Source organism: Gayadomonas joobiniege G7, assembly GCF_000300815.1.
Lineage (GTDB): Bacteria > Pseudomonadota > Gammaproteobacteria > Enterobacterales > Alteromonadaceae > Catenovulum > Catenovulum joobiniege.
The window spans coordinates 368,122-384,018 of record NZ_AMRX01000008.1; the positions used below are offsets into that span (position 1 = coordinate 368,122).

Here is a 15,897-nt window from a genome sequence, read left to right on the forward strand (position 1 = left end):
AAAAATTGTGCAAAGAGGTTACAAAAAATAGAAAGAATTTACTGGGTATGGGGTAAGTGTCTGAATATGCGTAATATTACCCGAGGAAACTAAGTTTTTTTTAGAAATTAAAAAGGGCAACAGAATGCTGTTGCCCTAGCGAAAATTAGAAGCGTACACCCACACCTAAAGTATAAGTGGTATCTGAGTATGATAATCGACGTGTGATCGATGGGTCATAATCATATTGGTGATTCCAAGTGCCTAACAGGTTTTGGATATTGAATGTTGCGCGCACACTCTTAGTCACTTGATAGCTAGATGCAAAATCTAAGCGCTCTGTATCGTCGTTATATAAGTTATTTCCTTTATAATAGGCATCACGGAAGTTATACGACACACGCACGTTAACCCCATGTTTATCGTAGAATAATGACGCATTATAAGAGTGTTTAGACAGGTCAATAACTGGTTTAAAGGCCTCTTGATCGTATAATTGTGCGCCTTCGGTATCGGCTGATACAAAGTTATCATTTTGATCAATATAAAGGGCATCTGGACGAGAACCATCGGCATAGGTGTAGTTAAGCTGTACACCTAAACCACTATAAATACCTGGCAAGAAGTCAAAAAACTGAGTGAAGGCTAATTCAAAACCTTGGCGAACACTTTCACCGCCGTTTTGCATCTGTTTAACGCGCCATAGTTCATAACCTTCTTCAACCGCTTCTGGCAATTGAATGCTTGTTTCAACAGGCAGACGGAATACGCGGTTCGAACGGACAATGTCTGCCTGAACATCACGATAGAATAAGGTTGCAGAAGCTGAGTTACCTTTGCCCCAATATTTTTCAAGACTTAAATCATAGTTATAAGCGGTATAAGGTGCTAACTCAATGTTACCTATGGTTGTACCAAAACCTCGAATACCTGGGCAGGCAAGACCTGTACCATAATCATTCGCAATTGCCTCTTGCAACGCTAGTTGCTGAGCTTGCACTTCCTCACTGGCATTAGGATCTGGGTAAGCCAAACCAAGTGAGTTAAAAGGGTCTGCCGGATTGTAGACGTTACAACCAATAAATTGGTTAAAGCTACCCGTTGGTTTAAGTTCACCAAAGTTTGGGCGCACCATTACTTTAGCTGCCGCAAAACGAGCAATGGTTGATTCATCATATACTAAAGCCAAGTTTACACTTGGTAGTGCTTCAAAATAATCGTGTTCCAGTGTTAGTGGTGAGCCTTTGTTTTCTAACGTTGCATTTGGATAGGTTAACGATTCTATGCTGGTATAAACGCCACGTACACCAAAGTTACCGCGGTAAATTAAATCACCAAATATTTCACCGTCTAAATTTGCTTTTAAATAAATAGCAGCGGTTTCTTCGGTTAATTTATAGGTTTCAATCGGGTCATAAACATAACCTGAGTTAACAACATCTTCACCTTCGTCATAAAAACCAAATATATCTCGCCATTTTTCTTTGTCGTCAAAATATAGGCGGTTATTGGTCCCTAACCATGAGGTAAAGTTTGTTTTGTCGGCGTCAGAAAAATAGCCTTCAACCACGTCAAAAGCTTCTGGATGTGCTGCCATCAAATCCACAACAGAAACAGACGGGTCTGTACACTCCCTGTCAGTGTCTGCATCATATGAATTGCCGTTTGGCCCGTCGGCACCATAGGCATAGTTGCGGTTACAGGTGAAGCGGAAACGACTGGTACGTTCCATGACGTTTTCGGTTAAACGAACCCCAAATTCTAATGTCGTAAAATCATGCCAGAATAAATCATAATCAACGTCCGCTTTAAATTCTGCAACACTTGGCTTATGAATCCAACCATCGTCTTGTAAACCGCTCAAACGATAAATACGAGGATCTAACAGGTCTGCCCCTTGCCAATCGATACCAACAGTATCGCCACGTAGGTCCATGGTTAATGACTGGCCCGCAAGGCGAATTGCTTCATCAGGGTCAACTCGTAACGTTTGATCATTCATGGTGGTATCGTTACCAGCCCAACGCGCCATGCCAATAGAGATATAATGACGTTCAAATTCAGAAGTAGAATAACTGGCTTCACTGGAAAGCTGGAAGTTATCAAAATTCCATTCGCCGCTTAAACCAAATACATAACGCTCTGTGGTTAATCCCATGCCCTGGCTACCACCGCCGTTTGTGAAAGCGTTATCCATATTGACGTATTCCACTGGCTGCACTGTCTGTGCAACTTCGCCTAGTTGATTGGTAATTTCAACAGGGGCTGCTAATTCGACGTCTTGGTAGGCGTAGTGCAGATAGCCGTCTTCTTTTCCGTCGAAGATAGCTGGGTCCATAAAGTCTCGGCCCTGATTAAAACCAAGTCGATAAGTTTGGTTGAAGGTTCTGTCGTCTTTGTATAAGTAGTTAAAATCGAAAATATACTCAGAGTTAGACGTTGGTTTCCACTGGAAAGTGGTATTGAGCGATGAACGCTCGCGTTCGCTTAGCGACTGCAAATGAACAGAGGCATTTGGCGCATAAACCATTTGCACGTCTTGGCTATGACCATTGTTGGTAAAAGTAGCACAGTTGTTTTCAGTTTCAGTCACACCGTTTTGGGTACGGTATAAAGTGCCATCAGGTTTGCTGACCGCATATGTTGTACAGCGATTACCCCAACCATTTAATCTAAGGGTATCACCACTGACTCTGTTATCGTTATAGGTCGCGTTGACCAAAACACCAAATTTACCTATTTCTTCGTTTTCCCAAGTATCGGATAAAACTACATTATAGTTGCCGTAAACTTCGTCAATATTGTTGCCATATTTTGCTTTTAAATTGAGTTTGACAAGTGGTTTAGCAAAGTTGAAAGGGCGGGCTGTTTTTAGGTTAACCGTTGCACCTAACGAGCCTTCTGTCATATCGGCGGTCGGTGATTTAATCACTTCTAAGCCGGCAATCAGTTCACTTGGGATATCACCCAAGTTTGCGTTTCGGCCTTCACCTTCACCAGCAGCCATTGAGCGACCATTTAATTCGACTCGGTTTTGGCTCATACCACGAATTTGGAAAGAGGCTGCATCCCCTGCATCATCACGGATGATTTGAACGCCGGTGATCCTTTGTAATGAATCCATTACGTTAGAATCTGGAAACTTACCAACGTCTTCTGCGTTGATTGCATCAACAAGTTTGTTGGCATTTTTTTTAAGATCAGTCGCCGAAATCACACTATTACGTAGACCCGTCACCTCAATAACTTCAGTATCTTCAACTTGGGCGTTAGTATCAGCATCTTGCGCGTTCGCCGCGTTAATAGCGGCGAAAACAGAAAGCGCAGTTAAGGTTGGCTTTATTTTCGATTTAATTTGCATGTTTATGTCCACCTTGATTGTGCCTGCTGCAGTGCTCTCCCTAACAAACACTAAAGCAGGAATTAGTTAATTTTGATAGCTGAAAAGCGATGTAAAAAACATAGTTTTTCGAGCTATGAGTGTTAAACAAATCAAATCTTCAAATCCTCATTTTTTTTACAAAAATTTACAAAAATCGATAAAGTTGCGTGCAAAATAAGTGATTTAGTTCGCTAAAATCGTCATTGATTAATGATTTTAAGACACTGTATTTCGGCGCAGTAAATAATAAAAAGGGCCTAATTTAAGGATCTCTTCAAGTGGTAATAATGCAAAAGCCCAAAATAGTGGCAGCTTTAGATAAAGCACAAATATTGCGCATAACGGCAAAGTGATTAACCATTGGCAAATAAAATGAATTTTTAGGACTTGCAAACTGCTACCCATAGCACGCAGTGAGTTACCGGCAATCGTATTAAAAGTTCGAACAATAGGCAGCAAAACAAATAGGGCAGTAATGCTGGCGATGGCTGTATAAGTTTGAGCAGCCAATTCGGGATAAATAGATTGAATCAATAAACTAAACACATATAGCGCCAAAGCGACTCCAAAAGCCATGGCAAAACCGGCTAACAAACAGCTTTTTATAATCGTATTAAGATGCTGTTTTTTTGCCCGACCAATTGCTTGGCTGATGCTAATGGCATTGGCTTGTGCCCAAGCAACAATAAAAAGAGTGGCCATTTTAAGCCAAGGAAATAGTAAGGTAACGGCCACATACTCATATAAATTTAGCTGAGAAAAGAGCAACAAATACAGGGTGTTGCCGATTGAAAGTAAAATAAAATTAATGGCGATTGGAAAAATCTCAGTAAAATGTTGGTGTAATTGCCGACAATGTTCAGGGCTTTTTGCCGCTGCTAAAAACTGGTATCGTCGCTCTATTATTTTAATGGTTAAATAAGCGCATCGAAATATTATCGCTGCTAAACTACCGTACGCTGCGCCAACTAACCCCATCTCTAAAACAAAAATAAAGCTGTAGCTTAAGACGATATTAATGGGTACTTCAAACAAGTAAGCATTAAATGGCAGTCGGGTTTGTCCTTGGGCATTTAAAAATGCAATTAAGGTTTGTGAGAGTGCATTAAAAATAAAAATAAACTGGGCAATAAATAAATAATTTTTCGATAAAATAATCACCTCTGAATCATCTGATAACAAAGGTAAAAAATGGTTTTGGCTGCCATTAAGCAGCAGGATAAAAGCGATGCCAGCCAATAGATTGATTGCCGCACTGTATAGTGCAGATTGATGCAACCTCAAGCTGTTTTTGGCGCCAAAAGCCCGGCTGATAATCAGTTGAGAGCCATTTGCTAATGCCAGTTGTACGCCCAGTACAAAAGCGACTATGGTAACAGAGATCCCCATTGCCGCGACTGATAGTTCACCAAGTGGTGCGACAAGTAGGGTGTCTATGACTAACATGGCTTGCATTAAAATGGCGTTGAGCGCCATTGGCCAAGCGAGTTTAATATTTTTACGCAGATAAAACGCAGTGGCTCTGTTCATTATCGCTGTTTCATATTGGCGATTATTTAGTCTAATAAAGAATAGATTTTATTAGACACCCTTTTATATTCAGTAGATTCAACAAATCCGATAGAAAACTTTTGTGGACTATTGAGGTATTTGTTTTTTTGGCTGCGGCCAAACGCAAATACAGTCATATCTGGTCTATCTTCATAGTTGTCGGGGTGATCGTCGTCCTCGTGATGCAACATAATGAGCATTCTGGGTGAATTTTTGTCACCAAACGCCATCCATTCAGGCGCGGGTAGATCACCGTCAAAATGCGTTCTGATGTTTTGTTTTTGTTCAATTGCAGACGAAAACCAAAAATCAGAATCATCCATTTTACCGCCAGGTACGCCTTCGTATTGCACCCAATACTGGTGTCCGGGGCTCACTTTTGTCATTAAAAAGTCACAGCGGTCGGGATAAAAATTCCATTGTGCCTGCCATTGACCATTGCCGGATGTCACCTTGATGCGAACATGATTGTTGTTTTCAAGCTCGACTATTGCAGTGGAGGGATCTGTGCCGGCGTTCATCGCGTGAAAATAACTGCCGTCTTGTTTATGAACGGCATTAGGGAAACCGCGATATTCACCTTTATGACCAGAACCTGGCGTTTTATCAAACGCCAGCCAATCTACGCCATCTTTGTCAAGTAAACTGGATAAACCGCCACCTTGTTTTTCTAAATAATAGGTTGCGGTTGGCGTTTTAATAATAAATGCAGGATCGCCGCCTGCGGATTGATCAATGCCATGGCTCAATGTGACTTGTTTAGTCGTTTGAATTTGGCTGCAAGCAGTCGTCAGCACAGCACTGGCTAACATTAATATTGTGAATAATCCTAAACGCATAACAACTCCTATAAATATCATTCATTTAGAGCTTTAATGTTGGCGCTCTTTTTTAATAAATAACCAACAAACAGCACCACACCAGCACATAAAGCAAAAATAATCCGACCTGAAAGCGGGTTAGGGATCAACGTCATTGCGAGCATGCCGGAGCCCATAATCATCACCATAGTACCGAGTTTGTTTCTTTGCTGACGGTCATATTCATCTTGCTCACCATCGGATACCACTGGGGTTTCTACGTCGGCAAAAAATCGCTCGGTCTCTGCTTTGTGAAGATCGTTCGCTCCGTTATAAAACAAGCTGGTTGCGCAAAAAAAGCCGGCTGTGATAAATAAGTGTCCCATAATGGTTAACATTAAATTCATATCAACAGACTCGCGTCGAGTTAGGGGATCTAAACCCATCATATCAGCAACTAATTCAGGGGTGATCACTTCCATCATCAACCAAGAAACAAACATGCCAAGTGCAACGGTTGCCCAAGGTGCCCAATGTGGTGTTTTTTTAATGAACAAACCAAACAATAAAGGAACGAGTAGCGGGACCTGGATCATGGTGGATACTTGCATCATGAGTTCAAATAAGCTGAGTTCTTTTAATGATTTAAAAAACAATGCGGCCAGTATTACCAATAAACCATTAATCGTACTTGCAGCCATCCCCACAGCTAAAAGACTTTTATCCGTGGGCTTTTTGCCTTTTTTGGTTAACAAAGGCTGATAAACACTACGAACAAAAATACCGGCAGTTTTATTTAACGACGAATCCATTGACGACATTGTGGCTGCAAATAACCCAGCGACCAATAAACCAACAGTGCCAATGGGCATCGCATTTTGGGTGAACACTAAATATACCGAATCTGCCGCTTTATTACCTAATTGAGCATAAGCTTGTGGGGCATCTGGATATAAAATAGCTGACGCCCAAGGTGGAATAAAAAAGATAATGCTGCCAACACCCATGAGTGTTGCTGCTAAAATGGCCGCTTTACTGGCTTCTTTAGAGTCTTTAGCGGTTAAAAAACGGTAGGAGTCGTTTAAATTCATTATGGTGATCATTTGTTTCACCAAAAAGAAAATAAAAGTACCAAACAAGAGGAGTCCATAATTCATATCCGGTCCCATGATAAAACCAGAAGGAAAGTCGGCGACTAATCTAACTGGACCACCCACTTCAATCAAGGCAACCACAGCGCAAGCCACAGAAACAACGGCGACGACTAAAGTTTGTAAGAAGTCTGAAGCCACAACGCCCCATGCGCCTGACAATACCGAAATAAATAACAGCGTAAGTCCAGTACCAATAATAGTAATACTGACGTCAGCATTAAAAAAAGTACCGGTAAACACACCAAGCGCGTTTAACCAAACACCACCATTGATAATGCCGAAAATAATAATGGCCCATGAAAAAAATAACTCATTTTGATGGCCAAAGCGTCTTTTTATACCCTCGGTGGGTGTATCTACTCGCATCTGGCGAAATCGTTTAGCGAAATAAGCCCAGCCACATATATACGCAAATGTATTCGCAAAAAAGACCAAACTAATCGAAAAACCGTCGGTAAAAGCTTTGCCGGCTGCACCGGTAAAGGTCCAGGCAGAAAATTGGGCCATAAAAGCAGCCGACCCAACCATCCACCAGAGCATACGTCCACCCCCGCGAAAATAATCGCTGGTTGACTTGTTTGCCATGCGTTTAAACACAAAAGCAATGCCAATAACGAGCGCAAAATAAGCCGCAATGACTAAATATTCATAGACCATAAATCAACCTTATTTTTGCAAATGAGTCACATCGACCCAGTTATTATTTTGGCGGATCAGATCAATCAATTGCTGGTATAAACAACCTTCTTTAAAGGTCTGGTAAGGGCGGACAGATTGGCCTTGAATATCTTTAACAAATTCACGGGCTAAATAACGCCAGTTGCGCTCGGTATCACCTTGCACATCCGGAACATCATCGACAATGTCTTGAGGTAGGGGCATTTCTTGCCAGTTATTATCGTTATCGTACAGGTATAAAGGTCCTTGCCCGTAGTGTCCTTCGATATAGATAGCCCCTTTGCTGCCATAAAAAACAATATGATCTTTGTTAAATCTTGGATTTAAGCCGCCATGTTTAAATAACACAGAAACAGGTTTTTGTGCGTAGTCACTGGCTAATTTGGCTAAAACTGTGTAACTCCATTCAACGTTAGACTTACCCCATTTTAAACTAGGGTCGTTCAGGTTTTTTGGAATAAACTCGCGACGGCTTTTAAAGTTGTGAACACCTTCTACAATAGGTGCTTTGCCTAAATCATCCCGTACTTCACCACAAATGGCTAGGATTTGCTCGCCAATAACTGAAGTGACAATAGATAACTTATGAGTGAAGTTATTGTTTAAGCGACCGCCACCATCTTCTTTGCGGTGTGACCAGCCAAACGGAATATCACGCTCTAAATTAAAATGAGAAATGCATTCAACTTCTAGCGGTTCACCAATGACACCATCGGCGACCAAACGTTTAGCATGTAAAATTTCTGGCATATATCTAAAACTGGCCGCAAAAGCTGTTTTAACTTGTTTTTGCTCGGCGAGTTGCTGTAAAACTTGTGCCGATTCACCGTCAACCGTTAGCGGTTTATCACAATATATGTGACAACCCTGTTCGATTGCTTGTTTAATGGCTTCAAAGTGCGCGCCGCCGGGTGTCGCAATTGAGACTATATCTGGCTGACAGTGTTGCAGTGCTTGTTGCCAATCGGTGCCTGCAAATTCAATATCCATTTTAGCCGCGACCTCTTTAACCACTTTTTCGGTGCGACCAACAATACCGACCACGTTAGCACCCGCACCGCGAAAGGCATCTACATGACCTTGACCACCAAAGCCAGTACCATGAACCAGAACTTTTAATTTATTACTCATTTCAACTGTCCTATTTGTTTGAATTTAAGATGATAGTTACCAATTCCACACAGTGCCGTCTTCGAGTCGGCTGACCGGTAAATAAGAACGTTTATAAGGCAGCGCTTTGGCCGCATCTTCATCAAAATCTATGCCTAAGCCGGGGGCATCACTAACAAACGCCATGCCGCTTTCTACTGTGTAGTTATGCTTAAACACCTGATTAAGTTGCTCATTATCAAAACCGACAAACTCTTGAATCGCAAAATTAGGCGCTGAGATATTTAGGTGCATATGTGCAGCAAAACAAATCGGCGATAGATCAGGTGCCCCGTGTGGTGCTGTGCGCACATTAAATAGATTGGCAAAATCTGCAATTCGGCGCATGGCAGTAATGCCCCCAGCGTGGGTTGCCGCTGTGCGGATAAAATCGATATGCTGATTTTGAATTAAAGATTTGCATTCCCAAATCGAATTATAGGTTTCTCCAATGGCCAGCGGTGTGGTGGTATGTTGTCTGATCACCTGATAGTTGTCTTGGTTTTCAGCGATTGATGCGTCTTCTAAAAAAAATAAATCATAAGGTTCTAACAATTTGCCTAAGCGGGCTGATTCGATAGGCGTTAAGCGGCTATGTACATCATGTAAAAAGTCAATTTGGTCTCCGAGACGTTCTCTTGCTTGCTTAAATAATTCGACCACCATGGCAAAATATTTTTTTGTTGACCAGGTTTCTTCGGGTGGTAAAGGCCGGCTGCCTTGCAGTTCAAAATAATCTTTTTTATCCCCGAGCACGCCATAAGTCACCGCTAAACCTGGAATGGCTGCTTGCAACCGAATCGCTTTGAACCCCTGTTTAATCAGGGCTTCGGCTTTGTCTAAAGTATCTGAGATAGATTCGCCATTAGCATGCGCATATAAATTGACAGCGTGGCGACTTTTACCGCCAAGTAGTTGGTATACGGGCAAGTTTGCTACTTTGCCTTTTATATCCCAGAGCGCCATATCAATTGCGGCAATCGCTGCCATATTGACTGGACCTTTACGCCAATACACACCCTTGTAGAGATACTGCCATATATCTTCGATATTATGTGCATCACGACCAATCAGGCAGGGCGCTATATGCTCTTCGAGCATAGTGGCAACAGCCATTTCTCGACCGTTTAATGTGGCATCTCCAATCCCATATATCCCTTGCTCAGTAATAATTTTTACTGTAACAAAGTTGCGCCCCGGATTGCAGACAAAAACTTTAACTTGTTCAATTTTTAACATTTTGACCCGCACACCTATTTGATAAAACGATTTACTAAAACGATTTATTAAATAACTTAGCATATCAAAATTGAATGTCAATTAAATGTTGATCTCTGGTAAAGTTTTGTCGTTTGATAGATACAGGTCTAGCGGGCTGCGGGCGTAGCCAGATTTAGAACCAATAATAATATTTTTAAGGTACTAAAGCCCATAAAAAATCAAACCCCATTGGGTTAGATCTTGCTGAGCGTTTAGAGCACTTTCAAAGTTACGGATTTAAACACGGTGAACGATGCCATCATTCAGATAATAAACTTCGTTAAGCATATCAGCTAAATAAACGATATAATAAAGCAGTTTTTATAATTATTGTTTAATTTACGTTAAAAATATCTTTGGGAATATATGGCAAAAGTTAAGCTGGTCGACGTGGCTGAGTACGCGGGCGTGTCAAAAAGCACGGTTTCTCAGTATCTAAATGGCCGTTACGATTATATGTCGGAAAAAACAAGAATTCGGATCGAGCAGGCGATTAAAACACTAAATTATGTGCCTAATTCTATTGCGCGTAGTTTAAAAACTGATACGACCTTAACCATTGGTGTCGTGGTACGAGACATAACTGGCTATTACACAAGTCGGGCCATTCGCGGCATCGACGATTATTGCAAAGAGCAAGGTTATAATGTGGTGATTTATAATACTGACTTTGATCCTGAAACCGAAGCTAAAGCCCTTCATTCACTAAATCACCTAAATGTTGATGGAATTTTAATAGCGCCTTCGGGTAAAAACAGTGCGCTTATCGACGACTACGAAAATAAAGGTTTGCCGGTTGTGCAGTTTCAGATAGCGCATCGGGCCGAGGAAACAAATATCATTTTGTCGGATTATCGGCAAGCTGCCTTCGAGGCGACCGAATATTTAATCGAACTGGGACATAAAAATATTTGTTTTGTGACGCAAGATTTTTCCGACGTTTATTCCCGAAAAGAAAGATACGAGGGTTTTACTGCGGCTTTGAACAAACATCAAATCGCTCTAAGCGAGGTCACAATTTTACATTGGTCTCGGGAGCAAGGTTTTGCGCAGCAACCTTGCAAGCTATTGCAATCTACGGTTAAACCTACGGCATTTTTTTCTCAACATCTGGCCATTACCGCTGAGCTATTGACGGTTTTTAACGAGCACAATGTACAAATACCGGATGACGTGTCGTTATTAGGATTTGATGATTTGCCGATGGCCGAATTTTTCAAAGTGCCAATCACAGTAATTCAGCAACAGGCGTACGATGTAGGTGGTGCAGCGGCAAACCTTTTGCTTAAACGTATAAAAAGGCCTCAACTGGCTGCACAAAAGTCTTATATTCCATGTCGTTTACTTAAACGTGATTCCTGTAAAAAAATTAATTAAATTAAAATAAAAAACCCCAAGCTTGTTTGGGGTTTTTTATTTATTGATAGCAGTGAGAATCAATCTGCATGGGTCACATCAAATCGATGAATAAAAGGTAATTGCCCTTTTGCTCGACCAATTTCGACACCCCATTGCGGTAGCTCACCTAAATTATCATCTGTGAAAGCATGCGGGCGGTATGCACCTGCTGCCCATGGGTGATTAAGAACGTCATGAGTTTTATAAAAATTCATGCCGTCTGGTGAGTACATGATGGCGTTTTGAATTTCGACAGGGGCTCGTTTACCAACCATAGCAGCAACACCCGAGCCCTGTGGCCATACATAAACTTCATGATTGCCAGGAATAACTGGGTTATTGGTCACTTTTACATAAGGGCCTTGCGGTTTATTGGCAATAGCTAAACCCATTTGTGTTTCTTTTGGGCTACGACCTAATTGGCGGCCTTTATAGTATAAATAGTACTTGCCGTTTCTTACCATTAAACTTGCATCATCGACTAAATGGCTATCGAAGTCTGTTTCGGTTTCACTATTTTTTAAAATTGGATAACTATATACACGCTGCCAAGGCCCATCTGGTGAATCAGCAACCGCCACACCTATTTTTGAGTCCGGGTTAAATGGGTATTTATAAGGTTTTGAAGTCCCAGTGTAAAATAGCCAGTATTTATTTTCGGCGACTAAAATATTGGGTGTAAACACACTGTTGGCTTCCCAACTGCCGGCTTTGCCTTTTGCAAGGGCTTGGCCTTGTTCAACCCAATGATGGCCGTCTTTTGATGTTGCATACCAAACAGTGGCGTCATATCCGGTTGAGATTTTACCTTTTGAATACCAGAGGTAATAAGTATCACCAACTTTAATAATATCACTCGGATCGCGGCGCATAACGCCTTTTTCGATGCCAATCCCTGTCAGCGAAGATTTTTCAATCTTCACTTGTTTATTGTTTTGATAATCTGGACGCCAAGGTGATCCAAATTCAGTGTATTTAGGATTGGGGCGTAAAAACTTAGCATTATGCTGCTGATACCACTGGTGGAGTGTGTTTTTCATTTCTTCAACACGTTCAGGGTATTTAGCAGCCAGGTCATTACTTTCACTTAAATCGTTCGCTAAATTAAATAATTGCAATTGACCATCTTCGAACCGCTCGATGAGTTTCCAGTCACCAATGCGAACCGCTGCGCCAGGGAAACCACCTTGATTTGAGTAGTGCGGGTAGTGAAAAAATAAAGGTCTTTCGTCAGTGATGGTGCCACCTTGAATAAGCTCGACTAAGCTATCACCATCGGTTTTGGTATCAGTATAATCAAGCTTTAATAAATCATATAATGTAGGCGCTATATCTAACGAGCTTGCAGGTGTATCTGTTACCCGACCAACTGAACGGCTACCAGGCACACTGATCACGTAAGGCACTCTAATTCCACCTTCGTATAACCAGCCTTTACCTCCTTTGAGGGGTAAGTTTGAAGTTGAGCGAGCTTCACCAATAGATAAACCACCATTGTCAGATAGAAGCACCACTATGGTGTTTTCATCTAAACCCTGATCTTTTAATGATTTTAGTAGGCGACCTATGTTGTGATCGACATTTTCAACCATAGCTGCATAGGTTGGCTCTGTTTGTTTTACTCGGTTTAGCTTTGGTTCGCCTTCAGGCCAAATTTGCTCAACGGGCTCAAATTCACTACTTGGATCCGTGTCTTTAAATTTGTTTTTATAAGCTGCAACTCTGTCTTCAGGCGCTTGAAGGGGGGTATGCACTGAATAATAAGACATCATTAAAAAGAAAGGCGATGCTGACTTTTTATACTCAGCCATCAACTTAGTCGCCTCTGTGGTTAAACGATCCGTTAAATATTCGCCTTTGGGACCACTTTCTAATCTGGGATTTTGATACGGGGCAAAATAACCTCCGCGAGGCATACCTGCAGCATGACCAGCAATATTAATATCAAAACCATAATTTTCTGGCCACTCTTGTTCGCTTTGTCCTAAGTGCCACTTGCCGACAAATGCAGTTTTGTAGCCATTATTTTTAAAAACATTTGCGATCGTATTGTGGTTTTCGGGCAGATGTTCGGTGTATTTAGTCGGCTTAAATTTACCTTCACGGTAGCGGTGAAAGCGACTTTTATCGCGGAAAAAATCTGTATTGTCCGTGACCACTGGATGCAAACCGGTAATGAGCGAAGAGCGAGTGGGGCTGCATACGGGGCTAATGGCATACCCATTGGTAAAGGTCAAACCAGAGCGGGCAATCTCGTTCATGTTTGGTGTTGAATAATTGGTTTCCGGATTGTATACAGCAACATCGGCCCACCCCAAGTCATCGACTAAAATCAGCAATACATTTTTATGCTCAGTTGCCGCTTGAGAGAAGCTGCTTGCTAGCATTAAAAACCCCCCTAACAGAGGTTTAAATCGAGAGATTTTTTTCATTATTTGTTTCCTTCATTGTTCGGGCTGATCCAAATGGCTTGGCCGCCGCCTGGTGCCATTTTAAGATCGATTAAATCGCCTTTTTTAGCCTCTATTTTAAAGATTTGATAAGCTTCCCGGTTGGTTTTAAAATGAGCGTCTTCGGCATCTGCGTAAACTTTAACTCGGTAGTTTTTGCCTGCCTGTAAAAAATCTAGTTTAAGGGGCAGAGTACCACCTTGTTCATTAATGGCCGCACCAATAAACCAGTCTTCGCCGCTGCGGCGGGCGGTGATAATGTGTTGTGTTATATCGCTGGATAAAACTCGTGATTCGTCCCAACTGGTTGGCATTTGTTGCAAAAATTCAAACAAATCCGGTTTGGCTAAATACTCTTCTGGTGCATCTGGTAAAATAACTAGGCCTGAAAAGATAATCAGGGTTCGAGCGACTTCGCCAGCCACGGTTGAATAAACTTCTGAGCGGACATAATCACGGCTTTCGACTAATCCATCTAATTTAAAAAAGCCGTTGGACATATCAATAGGCCCAGCCAACGCATTGACATGAGCCATTTCTATAAAGCCGGTCGGGGTAAAAGAACGGCGGCTATCTGTTTGTCCGTGAACTGCTTCACGGGTAACCCAGTTCGGCCAAGTCCGGCGCATTCCGCTCGGTACTATCGGTTGATCGTGAAAGTTGATGAGTAACTTATGTTTTGCCGCTAGCTCTACAATCTTAAGTGTTTTTTTAACTTTGGCATCGCCGTCAAGTTTCATAAAACCATATTTTACACCGGCTGCACCCCATTCAGCCCAAGTTTTGAAAAGCTCGTCCAGATCATGGTTAATACTTGCTTTATCATTAAGATACAAAATAAAACCTATGCCTTTTTGTTTAGCTTGTTTGATGAGATCTTTAATGTGTAGCCCATCAATTTCGGTGTAAGGGTTAGATTCTTTATTATGTTCAGGCCCATACCAATTTGCGTCTATCATGACATACTGCATATTATGATTGGCCGCAAAATCTATCATACGGAGCAGTGATTCGTTGTCGAGAGCATAGGTGTGGTCTGCATAACTTTGACCACGAACGCGCCAATCCCAAAATGATTTACCTGTTTTAATCCAGTTAGTATCTTGAATACGGCTTTCTGGAGACAGGTTCAGTACAGCTTGCGAGGTAATTAATTCACCGGCCTGTTCTGATATTTGTAATAAGCGCCATGAGGTGGTTTTAGGTAACTGCTCTATCGCTAAAGGCTCACTAATAATGCTAAGGCCTTTTTTATCAGTTTTGGTTTTTAATTTAATTAAACCAGTTTCTTCTCGGCCAGCTTCTTGTATCGCTAACACAGTTTTATTTGGGCTAAAAAACATAGCGGGTAACTGCAAAGCTCGGTCATTTGCTTGTTTTAAACTGGCTAATTTTAGCGGGTCTCGCTCGCCACGATAACTATATAGAGCCCCATCATTTTGTAAGTTGATGTCTGTCACTTCATAAAGGGCGTCGCCGCTTAATTCAGGCGCTGATTCAAAGCTATGTCGAAACGCAACTGCATTATTAAACACTCTAAATTCTAGGCGGCTTATAACTGACTGACTGGTTTTATCAACCAGATTAAAAGTCGCACTTTGATATTCATTGTGTGCCGAGTTAAATTGTCCCCAAGGTAAATGATAGGTTTCATCAACGCGTTTTTTAGCGATCATCACTAAGTCATGCTCGGCAGATTGTTGCCCGTCAAGGCGCAAATCTATAATGGATTCAGTGACGAGCGTTTTTCCCTGGTAACTGATCTGATAAACCGGAGATGGCCCTTGGTCCCAAGCTAACTTTATTTTGATATTTTGGTCAGGTGAGCTAAAGGCGTATTTTTCAGATAAATCTTCTGCTGCTAAGCTGAGCGGACTAATAAATCCGCTCAATAATAGGGCTGAGAGTTTTAATTTTGGTTTTTTAAGCCAGTTCCGCTTAGTTGGCAACTTAAGTATGTTCATTGGTTTTTCTTGACCTATTGAGAATTGGGCTTTAGCTAAAGCCACAAAAACGAAATAATCTTGTTGTTAAAACAAAATACTTAGGCAAACCCGCAATACAGAATGGCAATATTTTATTCAATCATCGCAGCC

Annotated in this window: 9 protein-coding genes; 1 reads left to right on the forward strand and 8 read right to left on the reverse strand. The window is 41.5% G+C overall.

What is annotated here, in order from left to right; genetic code table 11:
- Positions 1-145: 145 nt before the first annotated feature.
- The 6 genes from C727_RS0116255 to manD all read right to left on the reverse strand — a co-directional run bounded on the left by C727_RS0116255 (position 146) and on the right by manD (position 9,932).
- A complete protein-coding gene (locus C727_RS0116255; RefSeq protein WP_017446718.1) occupies positions 146-3,340 on the reverse strand; it encodes a TonB-dependent receptor in 3,195 nt (1,064 codons plus the stop codon).
- A 237-nt stretch (positions 3,341-3,577) separates the two neighbouring features.
- A complete protein-coding gene (locus C727_RS0116260) occupies positions 3,578-4,891 on the reverse strand; it encodes an MATE family efflux transporter (RefSeq protein WP_017446719.1) in 1,314 nt (437 codons plus the stop codon).
- 26 nt (positions 4,892-4,917) lie between these two features.
- The gene (locus C727_RS0116265; RefSeq protein WP_017446720.1) at positions 4,918-5,751 is read right to left on the reverse strand and encodes a hypothetical protein; all 834 of its coding nucleotides are present in this window, start codon (positions 5,749-5,751) and stop codon (positions 4,918-4,920) included.
- Between the two features lie 17 nt (positions 5,752-5,768).
- Positions 5,769-7,523 carry a sodium:solute symporter family transporter gene (locus C727_RS0116270; RefSeq protein ID WP_017446721.1) on the reverse strand — a complete coding sequence of 585 codons (1,755 nt, stop codon included), beginning with the start codon at positions 7,521-7,523 and terminating at the stop codon, positions 5,769-5,771.
- A 9-nt stretch (positions 7,524-7,532) separates the two neighbouring features.
- Complete coding sequence (locus C727_RS0116275) at positions 7,533-8,675, reverse strand: Gfo/Idh/MocA family protein (protein ID WP_017446722.1); 1,143 nt, start codon at positions 8,673-8,675, stop codon at positions 7,533-7,535.
- A 36-nt stretch (positions 8,676-8,711) separates the two neighbouring features.
- On the reverse strand, positions 8,712-9,932 hold the full coding sequence (gene manD / locus C727_RS0116280) for a D-mannonate dehydratase ManD (RefSeq protein ID WP_026052764.1): 1,221 nt from the start codon (positions 9,930-9,932) through the stop codon (positions 8,712-8,714).
- Between the two features lie 387 nt (positions 9,933-10,319).
- Between manD and C727_RS0116285 the strand changes: the two genes are divergently transcribed.
- Positions 10,320-11,330 carry a LacI family DNA-binding transcriptional regulator gene (locus C727_RS0116285; protein WP_017446724.1) on the forward strand — a complete coding sequence of 337 codons (1,011 nt, stop codon included), beginning with the start codon at positions 10,320-10,322 and terminating at the stop codon, positions 11,328-11,330.
- Positions 11,331-11,389: 59 nt separating this feature from the next.
- Here C727_RS0116285 and C727_RS19940 read toward each other — a convergent pair whose 3' ends face one another.
- Positions 11,390-13,783: a sulfatase-like hydrolase/transferase gene (locus tag C727_RS19940; RefSeq protein WP_017446725.1), complete on the reverse strand. Its 2,394-nt coding sequence runs from the start codon at positions 13,781-13,783 to the stop codon at positions 11,390-11,392.
- A complete protein-coding gene (locus tag C727_RS0116295) occupies positions 13,783-15,765 on the reverse strand; it encodes a glycoside hydrolase family 97 protein (protein WP_017446726.1) in 1,983 nt (660 codons plus the stop codon). Before C727_RS0116295 ends, C727_RS19940 begins: the two co-directional genes overlap by 1 nt.
- Positions 15,766-15,897 lie beyond the last annotated feature (132 nt).